The following is a 19,866-nucleotide window of genomic DNA, read 5'->3' as shown; positions in this document are numbered from 1 at the left end:
TTTGTAAAATTTTTAATTCTTCAGTGGTTGTATTTTGTAGTGTCTTTTCTATCGCTTAAAGATTCGAGTTCTTGAAAATATCAATTATATCTTCATTTTGAAGATGATAAGCATGAATGCCTATGGATTTTGCTCCCTCAATGTGTTGAATAGAATCGTCTATAAACAAAGTAGTAGAAGGATTCAATTGATGGTCATTTATAACCGTGTTAAAAGCAGCTGCATCTGGTTTTCTCTCACCTACCATATGCGAAAAGTAGGTTTGAATAAATAATTGATCAAGTAAATTAGGATCTCCATATTGATCTGCTAGAGAAGAAGTAAATGCCTTATAGTGAATATCGTTGGTATTGCTAAAAAGAAAAATCTGATGTTTTTTTGACAGGTTTTTTAATAATTGAATGCGTTGTTCGGGCAGATCTAAAAGCATGATATTCCATGCATCTCTGATAGTTTGATCTGAAGTGTTTGAGGGTAAAAACTGTCTTAGGTAATCAATAAATTGTTGGGATGAAATTTTCCCTGTTTCATATTGATCAAATATCTTGTCTTGCTGCGCTTGAGAGTAAAGTTGTTCAAAATTGGATCCTCCCAATTTTTTGAAAGCATTGATAGTCAGGTTGTAATCTAAATTTAAAATCACACCTCCCAGATCGAAAATTATAGCCGAAAAATGGTCTGTATTTATTTGGTTTTGCATTGTGTTTGTTGGTGTTTGCTAATTTAGTTTGATTTCTTAAATGTAACAGCCTTGATGAGTTGAATATCAACTTTTTTTGAATTATTACAGAATGTCTACTATATTTACAAACCTTTGAACTGTTACTATGATTAAAGCTGCAATATTAGACGACGATCCACTATCAAGAAAGATTCTGGAAAACCTTATTAACAAAAGCAATCATGTTGAATTGGTTGCACAATTTGATAATCCAATTGAAGCACTTAAGGAAATTGGAAATTTAGATTGTGACCTTTTGTTTTTGGATATTGAAATGCCGGAAATGAATGGAATCGAGTTTATCGCTTCTGCAGAGAATATCCCTCAAGTAATAGTAGTAAGCTCAAAGAAAGAGTACGCAGCTGACACTTATAACTATGATGTTTCTGACTATTTGGTAAAACCGGTTGATCCTAACAGGTTTGAGCAAGCAGTTAGCAAAGTAGCCGATATTTCAGCAGCAGTTTCAAAAGGTGATGAGCAAGATCATATGTTCATCAAAAAGAATAAAGGATATACAAGAATTAATTTCGAGGATATCAATTATTTAGAGGCTTTGGCCGATTATGTTCAAATAAATACAGATAGTGAAAGGTTTACTGTATTGTCTACTATGAAGTCAATTTCAAGCAGGTTGCCTGCAAGTAAGTTTTTGAGAGTTCACAGATCATTTATTGTATCATTAGATAAGATCGACAGATTAGATGACAATATGATAATGATTGGTGACAAATCAATTCCTGTAAGTAGATCTTACAGAGAAAACTTAATGCAAAGACTTAATTTATTGTAATCCTACTCAGGTTTTTAACAATTTTCTTTTTCTAAGTTTTGTGTTTTTAAAACGCAAGAACAGAATTCTGTACGTAATTTTGTCATGATTTTAAACACGTTAAATTATGATGAAAGAATTCAAAGCCTTTATTGCCAAAGGAAATGTAATTGATTTGGCAGTGGGTTTAATTATGGCTACTTATTTTGGAGCTATTGTAAAATCGTTGGTGGATAATATCATTATGCCTCCAATAGGAAAATTGATCAATGGGGTTGACTTTAAAAACTTAGAGTATGTTATAGACGAAGGTACCCTTAATCCAGAAACAGGTGAAGTATTAGGAAAGATAGCTATTGGATATGGAGCTTTTATCAATGCTATAATAACATTTATTATTGTTGCTTTTGCTGTTTTTATGGTAGTTAAAGGGTATAACAGACTTAAAAAGAAGGAAGAAGAAAAGCCGTCTGAACCACCAAAACCGACTAAAGAAGAGGAATTATTGACTGAGATAAGAGATTTATTAAAAGCGAAACAAGGGTAGAATGAAATTTAAAGTAGTTGTTTTATTATTGACTATATCAACAGTTGGATACTCACAGATTGTTGAAGCAGAGAAGGATTTAAGGGATACCAAAATGGATACAATTGACGGTTGGAAAACCGGAGGTTTGTTGTCTTTGAATGGTTCGCAAGTGAGTTTGACCAACTGGAATGCTGGAGGACAAAATACCATTTCAATGAATGGATTAGTGAGCATGTTTGCTAACTATACTCAGGGTAAAGCAGAATGGGAAAATTCATTGGATTTAGGTTATGGAATCCAACGTCAAGGTAGAAAGGATAATGTCATGTGGGTAAAAACAGATGACAAGATTGACCTTGTTTCTAAATATGGTAGAAAAGCAACTAAGCATTGGTATTATTCAGCCATGTTGAATTTCACTACTCAAATGACAGCCGGATACAATTATCCAAATGATTCAATAGAGATTTCTGGATTTATGGCACCTGCATATACTTTACTTGCGGCAGGTATGGATTATAAACCGGCAAAGTATTTCTCTGCATTTATTGCACCTGTTACTTTAAAAACAACGATAGTTAATGATCAAACATTGGCAAATCAAGGTGCTTTTGGAGTTGATCCTGCAATTTTGGATAATATGGGTAACGTTTTGGTGGAGGGAAGTAGATCAAGATTTGAGGCCGGAGGTTATATAAGATTGGTATATGATCACCAGGTCATGGAGAATGTGAAAGTAACTTCTAAACTAGGGTTGTTCTCTAATTACTTACAGAATCCTCAAAATATTGATGTCAACTGGGAAACTTTGATCCAGTTCAAGGTGAACAAGTTTATTTCTGCTACTTTAGGAACGCATTTAATTTATGATGATGATGTTGATATTGCCGTATTTGATGATGCCGGAACTCAAATAGGAAAAGGACCAAGACTTCAATTTAAAGAGGTATTAGGAATTGGGTTTGCGTACAAATTTCCTGAACCTAAAAAGAAAGAAGAGAAAGCAAAAGAAGATAAGTAGTCCTTAGATTCGAATTAAAAATTAGGTAATAGTTTAATGAAATTATTATCTTTGCCGCCACGTTTTCGAATAAGAAAACAGGGCCTATAACTCAGCTGGTTAGAGTATCTGACTCATAATCAGAAAGTCCCTGGTTCGAGCCCAGGTGGGCCCACATTACTAAAGCTCCGGATATTAACCGGGGCTTTTTTATTGTTTCAAATCTTCAAGACTAATTAATATTCTTGTTTATTTTCGCAATTAGTAATGGCCCCGTAGTTCAACTGAATAGAATATCAGATTTCGGCTCTGAGGGTTGCAGGTTTGAATCCTGCCGGGGTCACGAAGAAAGCAAAGTCCAGTGTTTACACTGGACTTTTTTCGTTTTCATACCGAATGAAGCTTGCTTCAATGAGGGAGGGAAATGAAAAAAGTGAACAGCAAGAATTGTTGTGGACTTTGCTTTTGATATTCGGAGCACAAAGGATCAAGAATTAATCCTGCTTGCTTCAATGAGGGAGGGAAATGAAAAAAGTGAACAACAAGAATTGTTGCGGAAATTGCTTTTGATATTCGGAGCACAAAGGATCAAGAATTAATCCTGCTTGCTTCAATGAGGGATGGAAATGAAAAAAGTGAACAACAAGAATTGTTGCGGAAATTGCTTTTGATATTCGGAGCACAAGGGATCAAGAATTAATCCTGCTTGCTTCAATGAGGGATGGAAATGAAAAAAGTGAATAACAAGAATTGTTGCGGACATTGCTTTTGATATTCGGAGCACAAGGGATCAAGAATTAATCCTGCTTGCTTCAATGAGGGATGGAAATGAAAAAAGTGAGCAACAAGAATTGTTGTGGACTTTGCTTTTGATATTCGGAGCACAAGGGATCAAGAATTAATCCTGCTTGCTTCAATGAGGGATGGAAATGAAAAAAGTGAATAACAAGAATTGTTGCGGACATTGCTTTTGATATTCGGAGCACAAGGGATCAAGAATTAATCCTGCTTGCTTCAATGAGGGATGGAAATGAAAAAAGTGAGCAACAAGAATTGTTGTGGACTTTGCTTTTGATATTCGGAGCACAAGGGATCAAGAATTAATCCTTTATCATTCTCATTACCTATCCATCCTCAGTAAAATGACAAAGGCAGAAAGTATCGTCAAAAAACTAATCACATAAACTGAAGGGAGAATCCCCCAGAAATCTGCAATGATACCAGTTAGTATGGCTCCTATCGCGTATCCTGAATCGCGCCATAATCTGAAAACACCAATGCTTTTTGCCCTTTGCTCTGGGTGTGTATGTTCGGCAATTCCTGCTAAAAATGTTGGATATACAATGGCAGTTCCAATTCCTAGTAAAATTGCCAGTATTATCAAAGCATAATATTCTTTAGCCCAAATCAATAATAACAATGCAACCCCTTGCATTAACATCCCAAAAAACAACATCATTTTTTTATTGAGAATATCAGCCATTTTACCTGTGAATAATTGACCTATTCCCCAAACGGCTGGATAAATTGCCACAATAATTCCAATTTGATGAAGGTCAAATTTGCGAGCTGCTAAAAGCATGGGGAAAATACCCCAAATCATTCCGTCATTCAAATTATTGATGAGACCTGCTTGTGTAATTGATCCCAGATTATTGTCTTTCCAGGATGTCTCCCAAAAAATATTCTTCAATTTTTTTACAGAAGAGCTTTTTGTTTCTTGTGCAACAAATTGTAGGGTGTCTTTTACCAGAAATATAGAAGTAAACAATCCTAATGCAACAAATCCAATTCCTAAATAAAATGGATATGGCCGCAATCCATGCTCTCCGGCCATCCATCCGGTTAAAAAGGCTACCGCGCCTACTGCCAAATAGCCGGCAGATTCATTGATTCCCATGGCCAAACCTCTGTTCTTTTCTCCCACAAGATCAATTTTCATTACAACAGTACTTGACCAGGCTAGTCCCTGATTGATACCTAAAAGTATGTTGGCAAAAATTATCCAGTTCCAGTTTTGAGCATAGATTAAAATAAGCGGAACAGGAATGGCAAATACCCAGCCTAGGATGAGTAATTTTCTGCGTCCAAATTTATTGGCTAATGCACCTGTGAAATAGTTGGCAACAGCTTTTGATATTCCAAAAACAATTATAAATGAAAGAATGGCTGTTTTAGCCAGGATATTAAACTCCTCTTCAGCAATTTCAGGAAGAATAGTGCGCTCTAAACCCACCATTCCTCCAACAAAAGCATTGACAATAACTAGTAAAAAAAACTGCTTCCAATTTTCTTTAAGTCCTAGTTTAATTTCATTCATTAGATTAACTTATTAAATACATTCGGCATTTACCTTAATGTATCACCACAAAGTTAATCCATCTTTTATCTTAAACTAATGCAGTTTTCGCTTTAGTTTTTTTGAATATGGAAGTTAAATTCAGGAGTTCCCAAAGCATTCCAAAGTCTTAACCAAATTGGCAATAACATTTCTGTTCCTCTGGCATTAGTGATGTCCCCAAGATCAATAATCTGATCATCCTTCCATCCGAATGAGTTTAGAATCGTTTTAGTTGTTTTTTTAGCTTCACTATCATTTCCACATAAGAACACATTGTGATCTCCTTTTAATTTGGAAGGGTCTACCATTAAATAAGCATTCATTGTGTTCAACGTTTTTACAACTTTGGTTTCTGGAAATGCTTTTTGGATTTGTTCTCCAAGTGAATCGGTATTTGCCGGGTTTAAAGAAGGAGGCATACCATTACTAAAATCTAATGGATTAGCTATGTCTATCAATAATTTTCCTGCAAGATTATCTAGGCCTGCAAGATTAAGAGCATTAATTGAAATCATTCCAGAAGTGCAGTTAAATATAATTTCAGCATTTGAAGCAGCATTTGAAAAAGTATCTACTTTGATATTGCTGTGCTCATCTATCCATTCTTTAAATGAAGATTTACCATTTAAATCTTTCTCGTCTGTACTTAAAGTCTTTTCAATGTTTCTAGTACCAATTGTTACGTCATTTCCAAGGTCGGCTAATCTTGAGGCGATTGTTTTACCCACCATTCCTGTTCCTAGTATTGCTATTTTCATTTTTTAATATAGATTTGATATTCACTATCAAAAGTATAGTATTATAATGAATTGGTATGTAATAAGTTATAAAAGAAAGCAACTATAATTTTTGATAGTTATAAGTATAACAAGGGATTACGGTAAGATATGATCATTGACGGAGAAAAATACAAGTACAGAATGAATCAACAGGATTTTCATTGTGCTTTAGATGTTACCATGCATTTCATTGGAGGTAAATGGAAGGCAATTGTGTTATGGTATTTACGAAATGGAAAGTTGCGTTTTAGTGAATTGAAAGAACGAATTCCGGATATTACGGATAAGATGTTGTCTCTTCAATTAAAGGCCTTAGAAGAAGATGGTGTTATTAAAAGAACGGTGTATCCACAGGTTCCTCCTAAAGTAGAGTATGAGTATACAGAAGAAGGAAAATCATTGATTCCTGTTGTAAAAACTATCGCGGATTGGGGAAGGGTCAAAGCTGAGAAAGAAGGACGTTTGGTTAAAATGGAAGAATAGTCTTTTTCAAATTGTTATCTTTAGTAAACTCGCTTAGGAAATGAAACTTTCTCTACAAAATATCACTTATCTATTATTATCATTGAGTATTGTGATTGTCGGTTTGATAGTTGCTAAATCTGTATTAGTTCCTTTAGTGTTTGCACTAATTTTCACATTGGCTTTAACACCAATTTGTAATAAACTAGAAAGCTGGGGATTTAATACTGTTCTGGCAATTATCACCACCTTTATTAGTGTAACAGCAATAATAGGAATCGTAGTTACCTTGTTTTCTGTAACATTTGTAGATATCTATAAGGAACTACCAGAAATTCAAGATAAAATTGATGCCGGATTAGTGAAGATTGAGAATTCTGTAAATGATATCACCGGTTTATCTGATGAGACCCTGGAAGATAGAATTGAAGAAAACAAATCAAAGATATTATCTCCATTATGGAAATTTGTTGAAGGGAGCATTAGTTCCTCACTTGCTGTAATAGGAAATTCATTACTCTGTTTACTATATACTTTCTTACTGCTTTATTACAGAAAGGGAGTCCTAAAAATTTTACTCAATAAATTATCTGCATCACAAAAAAAGGATCGAACTGAATTGTTAGATCAAATACAATCAGTTATCAATAGCTACTTTTTAGGTTTGGTAATAGTTATGTTGATCCTGGGAACAATAAACAGTTTGGGGCTGTGGATTATTGGAATTGACTACCCATTTTTCTGGGGATTTTTGGCCGGAGTTCTTGTTGTTATTCCTTATATAGGGACAACGCTTGGAGGTGTTTTGCCCTTTTTATACGCTTTGGCTACAACAGATACCATGTGGCAACCTATCGCAATTGTGATTATGTATTTTACTGTTCAACAAATTGAAGGAAATTTTATTACTCCCAACATAGTTGGATCTAAAGTTCAGGTAAATGCCCTAACTATTATTGTGGGAATGATAATAGGAGGAATGATTTGGGGAATTGCAGGATTAATTTTGGCCTTGCCTTTAATTGCCATTTTACGAACTGTATTCGTAAGGTATGAGGCTACAGAAAAGTTAGGTTTGTTAATGTCAGAAAAGGTAAGTGAGAAATAAATAATATGAATTACAGAAAGTTAGGAAAAACAGATTTAGCATTATCAGAAATAACATTTGGTGCATGGGCAATAGGCGGATGGATGTGGGGAGGAGCCAGTAAGGCAGATGCAATTCAAGCCATAAAAGCGTCTTTTGATGTAGGAATGACTTCCATAGATACAGCTCCGATATATGGACAAGGTAGATCTGAAGAAATAGTTGGTGAAGCCATCAAAGATATACCTAGAGATAAATTGCAAATTCTCACCAAGTTTGGAATGCGCTGGGATCTTCAAAAAGGTGATCATACTTTTTCATCAACTGATGATAAAGGAAATCCTATTGAAATATATAAGTATGCCGGTAAAGAAAGCATTATTAAAGAATGTGAAGATAGTCTAAGGAGATTAGGAACTGATTACATTGATTTATATCAGATCCATTGGCCTGAATCAACCACTCCTATTGATGAAAGTTTTGAAGCGGTTGAAAAATTAATTCAAGCGGGCAAAGTTAGATACGCAGGTGTTTGCAATTATGATGTTGCCCAATGTAAAGAGGCGGATAATGTTGTGTCAATTGCTTCAAATCAAATTCCGTATAGTATGGTCAATAGAGGAATTGAAGATGAAGTGGTGCCAAATTGTATTGAAAACAACATTGGGATTTTGGCTTACAGTCCTTTGCAAAGAGGATTATTGACTGGTAAGTTTAAGCCAAATCACGATTTTAATTCAGGAGATCACAGAGATGGAAATAAATTTTTTACCAACGAATTCATTACTCAGACCAACGAATTTTTGCAGAAAATTGAACCCATAGCCATTGAGAAAAATGCCAGCCTGGCTCAATTGGTTTTGAAATGGACGGTGATGCAACCGGGAATTACAGTTGCTTTAGCAGGTGCTAGAAATGTAGAGCAAACCACTCAAAACGCAAAAGCTTCAGATTTGTCTTTAACGGATGATGAAATAAGTTATATTAATGGTTTATTGAAAGAGTTTTAATGAAAGTCCAGTTTCTGAAAATAGCGGCCATTCTATTGATTGTTCAAATAGCTATTCAAGAAATATCGTTGTTTTTTGTTTTGGACAGTGGTGTTCCACAAAACGATACCATGAGTTTGGCCATTTCATTTTTAACCATTGTCCTTGTCCTAATCAATGGGATTTTTCTGTCTATCTACTTTTTTGTAAAGAAGTTTAAGTTTTCTTTCTTCTCCTATGTACTGTTGCAATTACTAGATCTCATCCGGAATTTAATGCTCTTGTATTTGGTGATGAATCCAATGCAGTTTGAAATGATGAACAACTTTTTAATTGTCACGGTTATCATGGTAATCGCCGGGATGATTTTTGGACTTAGTTTAATATTCTCTAGGGCAAACAAACAAAGATGGCTTTTGGTGTATGGTATTGCTGTCCTTGTGCTGAATATTGGCTATATAGTTTTGTATTATTTGCTTACATCTAATCCATTTATGATGTATTCGTATTTGCAATTTCTACAGTATCTGGTTTTGATTGGACCTTTATTACCGGTGTTTGCGGTGGTAAATTATTTTAGTGAATTTCAAGTAAAAACTTTAGCTAACGAGCATATTTTGGATGCTGAATAAATACAAGTGATATGTGCGGAAGATATGTAGCAGTAACAGAATTTAAGTTGATTGAGAAAAAATTCAATGTTCAACTTGGACCACATGTAGATGGTATGTTTGTTCCCAATTATAATGTTTCAGCCGGATCCAAAGCTCCTGTTATTACTTCAGAGGATCCAAAAACTTTGCAGCTTTTTACTTTTGGTTTTACGCCCTCATGGTCTGATAAAAAAACATACGTTATTAATGCCAGGGCCGAGGGAGATCACAACAAAGACAACGATCCCAGATATAATGGCGCCAAAGGAATTATAAAGAAGCCGTTTTTCAGAAAATCTATCAGGTCTAAAAGGTGTCTGGTAATTGCAGATGCTTTTTATGAAGGTACCACAAAAGAAAAGTTAGATAAACCCCATTTGGTTTACCTCCTCAATAACCAAAATCCTTTTGCCTTTGCAGGTGTATATGATGAATGGACGGATCAATCAACAGGTGAAATTTTACATTCTTTTGCCATAGTCACTTGTCCGCCAAATAAGTTGATGCAAAGAATTCCGCATCACCGTATGCCGGTAATTTTGGAAGAAAAAGATTATGCAGCATATCTTGATGAACAAGCTGATTTAATGGAGATTACTGATTTGTTGCAGCCGTTTGATTTTAGACAGATGAATGCATATCCGGTATCGCCTAACGTAAAAAAAACTATAAACAATTCAGTAGATTTAATTGATCCAACCGGAGCTCCTTTGCAAAAAGAATTGTATGTAAAACCTCAATTAAAATTGATGTTGATGGGAATGGGAATGACGCCTTCTCGCTACAGAAAATTGGAAGAAGAAGGTCAGTTAGAGGGTGTTCAGCAAATAGAAGATGAAGCCATTAAAGCAGGTGATCAAGTGAAGTTGGATTTTGGAAAGAATAGGGGTGATCAATGAAGTTCAATATCTCTTTGAAACCATTTTGACCAAATATATCTTCTTTCATTCTGATTAAAATACATTGAAACTTCATTGATACCCAAAACATAGAGAATGATATTCTCAGTACTAATAACTTTACCAGAGAGGTACTCTAAATTCAACTTACCAGCACTATCCTTTTTAACGTAATAAAAATCAGGATGTAATGAATTGTTCGGAGGTGTTATGAAAATCGAATACTCATATCTAAAAGATTCATAAGGTAAACGAATAAATTCATAGGGTAAATGCGCTGTCCTAGTTTTCCAATAATTGGTTGGAACATGGTATCTATAATCATTGAATATTCTAAGATCAGTTTTATATACGGGTTCTTTTAGAATACTTTCCTTTAATGTGTCCATGCATAATTGATGATAGCTGATTTTGGAAGAAGACCATTTTGGTTTAAATTCTACTTTGATGCTTAAAGTTGAATTGTTTTTAAAAAGGTCAGGATTTGGAGACACGGAATAATTGTTTATAAAACTTCTATGTAGAATTGAATCAGGTCCAAATTTTTCCAAGACCTCTTGAGCTGAAAATGAATTAATCTTTTCATGTTTACTTGACCAAGTAATGAATCTTTCTTCACAAGTAGGGCAGTAATTTACCGTGAACCCATTGTTTATTTTACATACATACCATTCATCATTTAAAACCTGTTCCAATTTCAAAATTATGGTGTCAATTTCAGCAGAAAGTGTCTTGGTTTCTTTGTTGTTAAATTGACCAAAGACTATTGAACCAGATAAAAATAATGCCAGTAAAATCAGTTTCATATACTTAAAAATAACGTTTCATTTATTTTTTGGTACAAAAAAAAGGATCACCAATTGGCAATCCTTTTCACTTTCTTAATGCAAGTTTTATTTTCTTGAAACAGTCATAGAAACCAATTGAATAGTTTCTTGATCATTGTGTAAAACAAGTTTTGTATTTGAAGGCTTAGTAACCTGGTAAATAGTCATTTGTCCGCCTACAACTATGGTAAACTCTTGAGTACTGCTGTCATATTTCCAGCCACCTTGTTTGGTTTCTCCTGAAAATTTCTGAACATATCCTTTAGATGCTTTAAATAACATATAGTCACCTTTTGGATGACTAATAGTAGCTCCATTATCAGTGTGAGATGAAATGGTCAGTTGAACATCATACAAACCTTCTAGTGGATGTGCTAAACTTTTTTGTTGAGCTAATCCTACGTTCGCTAATACGAACAAAATCATAAATGCAAATAATTTCTTCTTCATGGGGTAAAATTTTCTTGTTCTTCTACAATTGTTGTGCCAGTCAAGATACAAAATCCTTTAATACAAAAAGTTATGGTAAGGATATCTTACCTGGAAAATTTCCTTAACCTCTTCGTATATACGGCTTTTAAACTCTTCAATATTAATTTTTTCTTGAGCAGAAATAAAGATGCAATTTTGTTTTCCAAGCTTCGCCATCCATGATTTTTTTAGCGCATCTAAGGCAAAATCTTTTCCGTCCGGGTGGAATCCAATATCTTCTGGTTTAGGATTGTATGCATCTACTTTATTAAATACAACAAGTGTAGGTTTATCTGTTTGATGCTCGTCAATTTCAGCAATTGTCTCATTTACCACTCGGTAATGATCTTCAAAATTAGGATGCGAGATGTCTAATACATGAATTAATACATCCGCTTCTCTTACTTCATCCAAGGTAGATTTGAATGATTCAATTAATTGATGCGGTAATTTGCGAATAAATCCTACCGTGTCAGATAACAAAAATGGAAGGTTGTCAATTACCACTTTTCTTACTGTTGTGTCAAGCGTTGCAAACAATTTGTTCTCAGCAAATACTTCTGATTTACTAAGCATGTTCATGATAGTAGATTTACCAACATTGGTATAACCAACCAAGGCTACTCTTACCAATTGTCCTCTGTTTCCTCTTTGAACACTTTTTTGCCTGTCAATTTTTTCAAGCTTCTCTTTAAGTGTTGCAATCTTCTGTTGAATGATTCGTCTATCCGTTTCAATCTGCGTTTCTCCCGGACCTCTCATTCCAATACCTCCTTTGGTACGGTCAAGGTGAGTCCATAATCTGGTTAATCGAGGAAGCAAATATTGATATTGTGCCAATTCAACCTGCGTTTTAGCATCAGCAGTTCTCGCTCTTTTGGCAAAAATGTCTAAAATTAAATTACTCCTATCCAGGATTTTAATGTTCAGAATACGCTCAATGTTTCTGATCTGAGTAGGTGATAGTTCGTCATCAAAAATAACTGTGTCAATTTGATTTTGTAAACAATACAACCTGATTTCCTCAATTTTACCTGAACCTACATAGGTTTTAGAATTTGGCTGATCAATGCGTTGGGTGAATTTTTTTAGCGTTTCCGCTCCGGAAGTTTCCGCTAAAAACTCCAACTCATCCAAATATTCATTTGCCATTTCTTCTGTTTGGTCGCTTGTAATAACACCAACCAATACAACTTTCTCCGGCTTTACGTCTGTGTAAATTAATCCTTCTCCCATAAATCAAACTTCCTAGAACCAATGCCCTCCAAGTGCTTGTCTAAATGGCCACGGAATAGATAGCATAATGATGATAAATGCAATAAAATAAAAAGTAAATTGTGTTTTAAATTTCTTTTTATCCTCAGTAGTCTTCTTAGCTTTAGAATGCCCAATTGTTATTAAAATAAAGGCAATTGTCATGGCTACAATGTGTTCAAGAGCATAAAATCTTAACATTGAATTCTTCATAAATCCTTCTACGATTTGAACTTTAGAACCCGGGAAAAAGTACAAAACTAGCCCAATCGTCCACTGTATATGGAATGCGATCATGGCAAAGGTTCCAATTTTCTTGTCACCTGCAGTGTAAGTAGCTCCTTTTCTCATCCCCATAAAAAGCTTCACAAGTGCCGCCACTAAAAGGATTAGCACTACCCATCTCCATCCTGAGTGAGCTTTAATTAGTATGTTAAGAAATGTCTCCATAAATCCTTATTTTTGGCCAAATTTACAGTTAAATGTCGAACCACTCTCAGACAGGGAAATTTATTTTACTCACATTTTTTGGTCTTTTCAGCGGGATGCAATTATTTGCGCAGGAGTATGAGCCGGAAAATGGGGCACATGATCCAAAAAACACCACTTATGTTTTAACCGGATGTAAAATTGTTGTGAGTGCTGACAAGACCTTACCAATTGGAATGTTGGTAGTTCAAAACGGTCGAATCAAAAATGTCGGAATCGTTGAAATTCCACCAACAGATGCTGTTATTGTAAAATTGAAAGGGTTTACCATTTATCCTTCTTTTATTGATATGTACAGTTCTTCCGGTATAAAAGCTGAAAAACCAAAAGGAGGAAATGGATATCCTCAATTAGAATCACTTAAAAAGGGACCTTATTACTGGAATCAGGCTATTCATCCGGAAACAAACGCCTACGAATTGTTTGATAATGCAGAATTGAAGGACAAAGATGATTATTTAAAAGCCGGTTTTGGCGCAATTTCTACCCATAATGGAGATGGAATTATGCGTGGAACTTCTGTTTTGATGGCATTGAACAATCTCAACGAAAAAGAGAATGTATTGAAAACTGAAGCAGCTAATCACTATTCGTTTTCAAGAGGATCTTCTAGACAAACTTATCCATCTTCTCAGATGGGAGCAATTGCCTTGATTCGCCAGTTTTATTATGATGCCTTTTGGTACGATAGTTTAAAGGATATTCACAAAGAAAATATTTCACTACAAAGCGGACTTGATAACATGAAGTTGCCGCAGGTATTTGGATTGAGTACAAAATTGGAAGTGTTAAGAGCGGCCAATATTGCTAAGGAGTTCGGATTTAATTTAATAGCCAAAGGAGGAGGAGATGAGTTTGAAAGAGCCAGTGAAATTAAAGCCAGTGGCGCAAGTTTGATTCTTCCTGTAAACTTTCCTGAACCTTATGATATGTCTGATCCATATACATCAAGATATGTAAGTATGATGGATTTAAAGAGATGGGAGATGGGGCCTTATAATCCTTATATCATGTATCGTGCAGGGGTGCAATTTGCCTTTACCACAGATGGATTGAAGAAAAAATCTGACTTTTTGAAAAATGTCAAAAAAGCCATAGAGCACGGTTTACCACAAGAAGAAGCATTGAGATCGTTAACTGAAACGCCTGCAAAACTTTTGGGTGTTGAGGACATGATAGGAACTTTAGAAAATGGCAAGTTGGCCAACTTCCTGGTTGTAAAGGGAGATTTGTTTAATGGAGGTGAAATATTTGAGAACTGGAGTAATGGTGATCGCATTAGATTCAAAGATGTTAATGCGGAAGATTTGAATGGGACCTATGATTTAAATCTCAAAAACATAGTATACGAATTAAAAGTGTCGGGTGAAATTGATAAACCTAAAGCAATAATCAATGTTTACGAAATTAAAACTGATGCACTTGGAGCCAGTAAAATGGATACCACAGTTGTAAAATGTGATTTAGCATTTGAAGGTTTACAATTGAGTTTGTCTTTTGAAACACATGATAAAAATTATGATGGTATCATTCAATTAAACGGATCTTATCATCCTGGATTAGGAGTTTTAGAAGGAACCGGAACTTTGCCTGATGGTAAATGGATTGATTGGGTGGCCGTAAAGTCAAAAGAGAAAAAGAAAAAGGAGAAAGACAAGAAAGAAATTGAAGTTGACACTAGTAGAGTAAACAATATCTACTATCCAAATCTTTCATATGGTTTTGATGAATTACCCAAAAAACAAACCTTCTATATTAAAAACGCAACAGTTTGGACCAATGAAGAAGTCGGAATTTTAGAAAATGCTTCGGTAACTATTAGAGATGGAAAAATTGTAGCCGTTAATTCAGGTGGTGCCCCGGGTGGAGCAATTGTGATAGACGCAAAAGGAAAGCATGTTACCTGTGGGATTATTGACGAACATTCACATATAGCAATCAGTAAAGGTGTAAATGAAGGTGGACAAGCCATTTCAGCTGAGGTATCCATTGCAGATGTGGTTAGATCAAATGATATTAATATTTACAGACAATTAGCAGGTGGAGTTACTGCAGCTCAATTGTTGCATGGTTCGGCTAATCCAATTGGTGGTCAATCTGCATTGATAAAACTAAAGTGGGGTTTCAATCCGGAAGAAATGTTAATCAATGATTCTTTAACAGATGGTTTTATCAAGTTTGCCTTGGGTGAAAATGTAAAACAAGCCAATTGGGGTGATAAAAATGTAATTAGGTTCCCTCAAACTAGATTGGGTGTTGAGCAGGTTTATTATGATGCCTTTTTAAGAGCTAAAGAATATAAAAAGGAATGGACCAAATACAACAGATTAAAAATTGGACCTCCGCCACGAAGAGATTTGGAATTGGAGGCATTGGCTGAGATTCTTGACAAGAAGAGATTTATTACCTGTCATTCATATCAACAAGGAGAAATAAATATGTTAATGAAAGTGGCAGATTCAATGGGATTCACCATCAATACTTTTACACATATTTTGGAAGGTTATAAGGTAGCAGATAAGATGGCTGCACATGGTGCCGGAGGTTCAACTTTTGCAGATTGGTGGGCGTACAAGTATGAGGTAAAAGAAGCCATCCCTTATAATGCTGCAATTTTACAGCAAATGGGAGTTGTTACTGCAATTAATTCTGATGATGCTGAAATGGGAAGAAGATTAAATCAAGAAGCAGCAAAGGCAGTGAAGTATGGTGGAATCTCTGAAATAGAAGCCTGGAAAATGGTGACTTTGAATCCTGCAAAGCTGTTACACTTAGATGATAGAATGGGAAGTATCAAAGTAGGTAAGGATGCAGATATAGTTATCTGGTCCGATAATCCACTGTCCATAAATGCTAAAGTTGAAAAGACGATTGTAGATGGAATCTTGTTGTATGATTGGGAAAAGAACTATGAGTTGCAGCAAAGAGATGAATTAGAGCGCAAGCGAATTATGGGAATGATGTTAGAAGAAAAGAAGAATGGCGGAAGTACCAGAAAACCGGTAATGAGAAAAAATCCACAGTATCACTGTGATAGCGAAGGAGAATAAAGCATGAAAAAGATATTAGTCATATTGGTTTTTATGTTGGGATATTTGAGCAATGCTCAGGTGCCAAGTCCTATTGAGCAAACTCATAAAACCATTTTACTATTACATGGTAAGGCGCATATTGGTAATGGAGAATATGTAGATAACAGCAGTATTGGAATTAAAGAAGGAAAGATTTTGTTCGTTAAAAATGCCTTAACTAATCCAATAACAGAAAGTGATTGGGATACCATTATTGATATCACTGGTAAGCATGTTTATCCAGGATTTATTGCTCCAAATGTTACTTTGGGGATCACAGAAATTGATGCAGTTAGGGCAACAAGAGACTTCAACGAAACCGGTCAAATGAATCCGCATGTCAGGAGTTTGATTGGATACAATACTGATTCTGAAATTATTTATACTGTTAGAACAAATGGTGTTTTGGTAACGCAATCTACTCCAAGAGGCGGTGTATTATCCGGAACTTCATCTGTAATGGCTTTGGATGGATGGAACTGGGAAGATGCGGTTTATTTAATGGATGATGGTGTTCATTTAAACTGGCCTAGAAAAATGAACAGTACAGGTTGGTGGGCAGAGCCGGGACCATCAAAAGGAAATGACAAGTATACTGAACAAAAAAGAGCGATTTGGGACTTCTTTAAAAAAGCACAAGGGTACAACAGAAAGTTATTGCCTCAAGAAGAAGTGAATTTAAGATACAAAGCATTAAATGGAGTTTTTAAAGGGGACAAACGCATCTATATTCATGCAGATTTTGCTCCTGAAATCAATGATATAATTGACTTTAGCAGAGAGTTTAATTTTAAGCATCCTGTTATAGTTGGGGGATATGATGCACACATGCTGGCCAATAGATTAAAAGAAAATCACTTTTCTGTAATCATTGGTCGTCCACATTCATTGCCAAAGTTTGAAGGAGATGATGTAAGTACTTATTATAAATTAGCTTCACTATTGCAGGATAAGGGTGTGTTGTTTTGTATCAGTAATGAAGGAGACATGGAAGCAATGAATACAAGAAATCTTCCGTTTTTGGCTGGAACAGCATGGGCTTATGGATTATCTGAAGAGCAAGCAATAGCAGCTATTTCATTAAATGCAGCAAAAATTTTAGGATTAGATGATAGAATTGGTTCCATTGAAAAAGGAAAAGATGCCACGCTTTTTGTGTCGGATGGAAATGCTTTAGATATGCGTACCAACGAAGCTTACTTGGCCATGGTTAAAGGTCGTTTCATTGCCTTGACCAATCATCAGATTCAATTGTACAATAAGTACAAAAAGAAGTATGGGTTAACAGGTTTAGAGTAAGATTTATTCTTTCAAAAACCGCTCTACCAACTCAACTTCAAATCCTCTACCAAACAGGTACTGTTTAACCTTCATCTGTTTCTCCCAATCCGTTTTTCCTTTTACACTTTTGAGTTTAGAACTTACCAGTTGTTCTATTGTATCCAGATATTCCTTATCGTCTATTTCATTCAACCCTTTATTGATAGAGTAGTCAGAAATTTGCTTGAGTTTGAGTTGTTGTTTGATTTTATTCTTGCCCCATTTTTTCATTCTGAACTTGCCTGATGCATATGCTTCTGCAAAACGTTCTTCATTCATAAAATTATTAGAGATGAGGTCAGAGATAAGTACATCAACATCTTCGGGATGCATGAACCATGAGTGCAGTTTTTGTCGTACTTCATAGTCACACCTCTCCTGATAGGCACAAAAGGCCTCAATTTTTTGCTTGGCTTCTAATAATGAATATTTAGGTGATCGGTCCACGACCTTAAACCTCTATGATTTCATCTTTAGCGTTGAAGAATTTGTGGTCCATAATTGGCATGTTGCTATCAGCAACAATCTTGATCCATTTTTTGTATTTCTTAAACCACTGGAATCTTCTTGAATTCATTCCTTTTTTGAAATATCCTTCCAAATAAGGATGAACGTGTAATGAAACTTTGCTTTCCTTTTTGTCCAACAACAAATAGCTTAATTCACTTTCAATTTCGTCAGCATACATTAATGAAGCTTGAATTTTACCTGTACCGTTACAAGTAGGGCAAACTTCTGTAGTTTCAATATTGGTTACCGGACGAACTCTTTGACGTGTAATTTCAACCACTCCAAACTTAGACGGCGGAATCAATGAGTGTTTCGCCTTATCTTCTTTTAAAAGATCCTTCAGTTTGTTGTGAAGCATTTTGTTGTTTTCACGAGAATGCATATCAATGAAATCAACACAGATGATTCCACCCATATCACGTAAACGCATTACTCGGGCTAACTCCTCTGCCGCTTCCAAATTCACTGCAATAGCGTTTTTTTCTTGCGTATCGTTTTTAGCTGATCTGTTTCCTGAGTTTACATCTACCACATGCATGGCTTCAGTGTGCTCAATAATCAGATAACCTCCACTTGGCAAAGGAACCTTTTTACCAAAAAGCGTTTTGATTTGCTTGTTGATACCAAAAGCTTCAAAAATATCATGCTTGCCGTTGTATTCTTTTAAGATGTTGATTTTGTTGGGCGCAATTTGCTCAACATAATTTCTCATCTCATCCAATAACTCAGGCTCGTTTACATGAATTTTAGTAAAGTTCTCGTTTAATGTATCCCTCAATAAAGAAGAAGCCCTGTCTAACTCGCCTAAAACGCGTTTTGGAGGCTTACTGTCTTTGAGTGAGGTATGCATCTTTTTCCAACGGCTTACAAGACTTTTAAGATCCTCGTCTATCTCAACGATTTTCTTTCCTTGTGCCACGGTGCGAATAATCACACCAAAGTTTTTTGGTAAGATGCTTTTAAGGATATCTCTTAAACGGTCTCTTTCTGCATAATCTTTGATCTTTTGCGAGATCGAAATCTTATTTGAAAAAGGAACCAATACAATGTATCTTCCGGCTAAGGTGATTTCTGAATTTAATCTTGGTCCTTTTGCAGAAATAGGTTCTTTAACAACCTGTACCAAAACGTTTGTGTTGGCAGATAAGACGTCAGAAATTTTCCCGTCTTTATCAATATCCTTTTCAGACTTAAAATAAAGTAAGTCTGCCACGTTTTGTTTTCCGTGTAATGTATCCTGTGTAAACTTATGTAATGATTTGAACTGTGGTCCTAAATCATGATAATGTAAGAACGCATCTTTCTCGTACCCAACATTAACAAATGCTGCGTTCAAGCTAGGCACAACCTTACGTACCTTCCCCAGGTAGATATCGCCTACTGCGTAATCTGTATTACCCTTTTCTTCGTGTAGCTCTAATAATTTGCCATCTCGTAGGAGAGCAATCCAAATTCCAGTAGGTTTAGAATTAACTACTAATTCGTAACTCACTAGAATGATTTTAGTTGAAAGAAGTAAAGCCCAGGTATTAACTGAGCTTAATTATCTTGAATAGTACTTAATAAATAGATGATTGACTATCTACTTATTTTTTCTTTTTGTGTCTATTCTTTCTTAGCCTCTTCTTTCTTTTGTGAGTGGCCATTTTATGTCTTTTTCTTTTCTTACCGCTTGGCATAATAAAAAGCTTT

The 19,866-nt window shown here is 35.2% G+C and carries 19 protein-coding genes and 2 tRNA genes; 12 read left to right on the top strand and 9 right to left on the bottom strand.

What is annotated here, in order from left to right:
• Positions 1-55: 55 nt before the first annotated feature.
• Complete coding sequence (locus K6119_RS10090) at positions 56-700, bottom strand: HAD family hydrolase (protein ID WP_221839081.1); 645 nt, start codon at positions 698-700, stop codon at positions 56-58.
• Positions 701-827: 127 nt separating this feature from the next.
• On the opposite strand from K6119_RS10090, the gene K6119_RS10085 reads away from it, so the two are divergent.
• The 5 genes from K6119_RS10085 (at position 828) to K6119_RS10065 (ending at position 3,365) form a co-directional block, all read left to right on the top strand.
• Entirely contained in the window at positions 828-1,514 is a 687-nt protein-coding gene (locus K6119_RS10085; protein WP_221839079.1) for a LytR/AlgR family response regulator transcription factor, read from the top strand.
• Positions 1,515-1,620: 106 nt separating this feature from the next.
• Entirely contained in the window at positions 1,621-2,040 is a 420-nt protein-coding gene (mscL, locus tag K6119_RS10080; RefSeq protein ID WP_221839077.1) for a large-conductance mechanosensitive channel protein MscL, read from the top strand.
• 1 nt (position 2,041) lies between these two features.
• Positions 2,042-3,043: a DUF3078 domain-containing protein gene (locus tag K6119_RS10075; protein WP_221839075.1), complete on the top strand. Its 1,002-nt coding sequence runs from the start codon at positions 2,042-2,044 to the stop codon at positions 3,041-3,043.
• A gap of 80 nt (positions 3,044-3,123) precedes the next feature.
• A tRNA-Ile gene (locus K6119_RS10070) sits at positions 3,124-3,197 on the top strand.
• Positions 3,198-3,291: 94 nt separating this feature from the next.
• A tRNA-Arg gene (locus K6119_RS10065) sits at positions 3,292-3,365 on the top strand.
• Positions 3,366-4,142: 777 nt separating this feature from the next.
• On the opposite strand, the gene K6119_RS10060 is transcribed toward K6119_RS10065, so the two are convergent.
• The gene (locus K6119_RS10060) at positions 4,143-5,342 is read right to left on the bottom strand and encodes an MFS transporter (protein WP_221839074.1); all 1,200 of its coding nucleotides are present in this window, start codon (positions 5,340-5,342) and stop codon (positions 4,143-4,145) included.
• Between the two features lie 92 nt (positions 5,343-5,434).
• Positions 5,435-6,121, bottom strand: a complete 687-nt coding sequence (locus K6119_RS10055) for an NADPH-dependent F420 reductase (protein WP_221839073.1) — start codon at positions 6,119-6,121, stop codon at positions 5,435-5,437.
• A 129-nt stretch (positions 6,122-6,250) separates the two neighbouring features.
• Between K6119_RS10055 and K6119_RS10050 the strand changes: the two genes are divergently transcribed.
• The 5 genes from K6119_RS10050 to K6119_RS10030 are packed head-to-tail and all read left to right on the top strand — an operon-like array spanning position 6,251 to position 10,232.
• A complete protein-coding gene (locus tag K6119_RS10050) occupies positions 6,251-6,625 on the top strand; it encodes a winged helix-turn-helix transcriptional regulator (RefSeq protein ID WP_221839072.1) in 375 nt (124 codons plus the stop codon).
• Between the two features lie 40 nt (positions 6,626-6,665).
• Positions 6,666-7,712: an AI-2E family transporter gene (locus K6119_RS10045; protein ID WP_221839071.1), complete on the top strand. Its 1,047-nt coding sequence runs from the start codon at positions 6,666-6,668 to the stop codon at positions 7,710-7,712.
• Between the two features lie 5 nt (positions 7,713-7,717).
• On the top strand, positions 7,718-8,701 hold the full coding sequence (locus tag K6119_RS10040) for an aldo/keto reductase (RefSeq protein ID WP_221839070.1): 984 nt from the start codon (positions 7,718-7,720) through the stop codon (positions 8,699-8,701).
• Positions 8,701-9,312, top strand: coding sequence for a hypothetical protein (locus K6119_RS10035; protein ID WP_221839069.1), 612 nt, complete (start codon positions 8,701-8,703; stop codon positions 9,310-9,312). The genes K6119_RS10040 and K6119_RS10035 overlap by 1 nt, the downstream gene beginning before the upstream one ends.
• Before the next feature lie 11 nt (positions 9,313-9,323).
• Entirely contained in the window at positions 9,324-10,232 is a 909-nt protein-coding gene (locus tag K6119_RS10030; protein WP_221839068.1) for an SOS response-associated peptidase, read from the top strand.
• Here K6119_RS10030 and K6119_RS10025 read toward each other — a convergent pair.
• The 4 genes from K6119_RS10025 to K6119_RS10010 form a co-directional block, all read right to left on the bottom strand.
• Positions 10,226-11,038 (bottom strand): hypothetical protein, encoded by an 813-nt coding sequence (locus tag K6119_RS10025; protein ID WP_221839065.1) that lies wholly within the window; start codon positions 11,036-11,038, stop codon positions 10,226-10,228. The genes K6119_RS10030 and K6119_RS10025 overlap by 7 nt on opposite strands.
• 87 nt (positions 11,039-11,125) lie before the next feature.
• The gene (locus tag K6119_RS10020) at positions 11,126-11,509 is read right to left on the bottom strand and encodes a hypothetical protein (RefSeq protein ID WP_221839063.1); all 384 of its coding nucleotides are present in this window, start codon (positions 11,507-11,509) and stop codon (positions 11,126-11,128) included.
• Between the two features lie 57 nt (positions 11,510-11,566).
• Positions 11,567-12,766 (bottom strand): GTPase HflX, encoded by a 1,200-nt coding sequence (gene hflX, locus K6119_RS10015; RefSeq protein ID WP_221839061.1) that lies wholly within the window; start codon positions 12,764-12,766, stop codon positions 11,567-11,569.
• Between the two features lie 12 nt (positions 12,767-12,778).
• Positions 12,779-13,234, bottom strand: coding sequence for a hypothetical protein (locus tag K6119_RS10010; protein ID WP_221839059.1), 456 nt, complete (start codon positions 13,232-13,234; stop codon positions 12,779-12,781).
• A 32-nt stretch (positions 13,235-13,266) separates the two neighbouring features.
• Between K6119_RS10010 and K6119_RS10005 the strand changes: the two genes are divergently transcribed.
• Together K6119_RS10005 and K6119_RS10000 are read left to right on the top strand one after the other, a co-directional pair.
• Positions 13,267-16,323 (top strand): amidohydrolase family protein, encoded by a 3,057-nt coding sequence (locus tag K6119_RS10005; protein WP_237828154.1) that lies wholly within the window; start codon positions 13,267-13,269, stop codon positions 16,321-16,323.
• A gap of 3 nt (positions 16,324-16,326) precedes the next feature.
• Complete coding sequence (locus tag K6119_RS10000; RefSeq protein WP_237828153.1) at positions 16,327-17,643, top strand: amidohydrolase family protein; 1,317 nt, start codon at positions 16,327-16,329, stop codon at positions 17,641-17,643.
• A 3-nt stretch (positions 17,644-17,646) separates the two neighbouring features.
• Here K6119_RS10000 and K6119_RS09995 read toward each other — a convergent pair whose 3' ends face one another.
• Together K6119_RS09995 and K6119_RS09990 are read right to left on the bottom strand one after the other, a co-directional pair.
• Positions 17,647-18,111 (bottom strand): regulatory protein RecX, encoded by a 465-nt coding sequence (locus tag K6119_RS09995; protein WP_221839057.1) that lies wholly within the window; start codon positions 18,109-18,111, stop codon positions 17,647-17,649.
• Positions 18,112-18,115: 4 nt separating this feature from the next.
• Positions 18,116-19,666, bottom strand: coding sequence for an Rne/Rng family ribonuclease (locus K6119_RS09990; RefSeq protein WP_221839055.1), 1,551 nt, complete (start codon positions 19,664-19,666; stop codon positions 18,116-18,118).
• Positions 19,667-19,866 lie beyond the last annotated feature (200 nt).

Origin of the sequence: Paracrocinitomix mangrovi (genome assembly GCF_019740355.2) — a bacterium.
In the GTDB taxonomy this organism is placed as follows: Bacteria; Bacteroidota; Bacteroidia; order Flavobacteriales_D; family Crocinitomicaceae; genus Paracrocinitomix; species Paracrocinitomix mangrovi.
The sequence above is the reverse complement of the archived record's forward strand: the minus strand, read 5'-3'. Positions and strand labels throughout refer to the sequence as shown.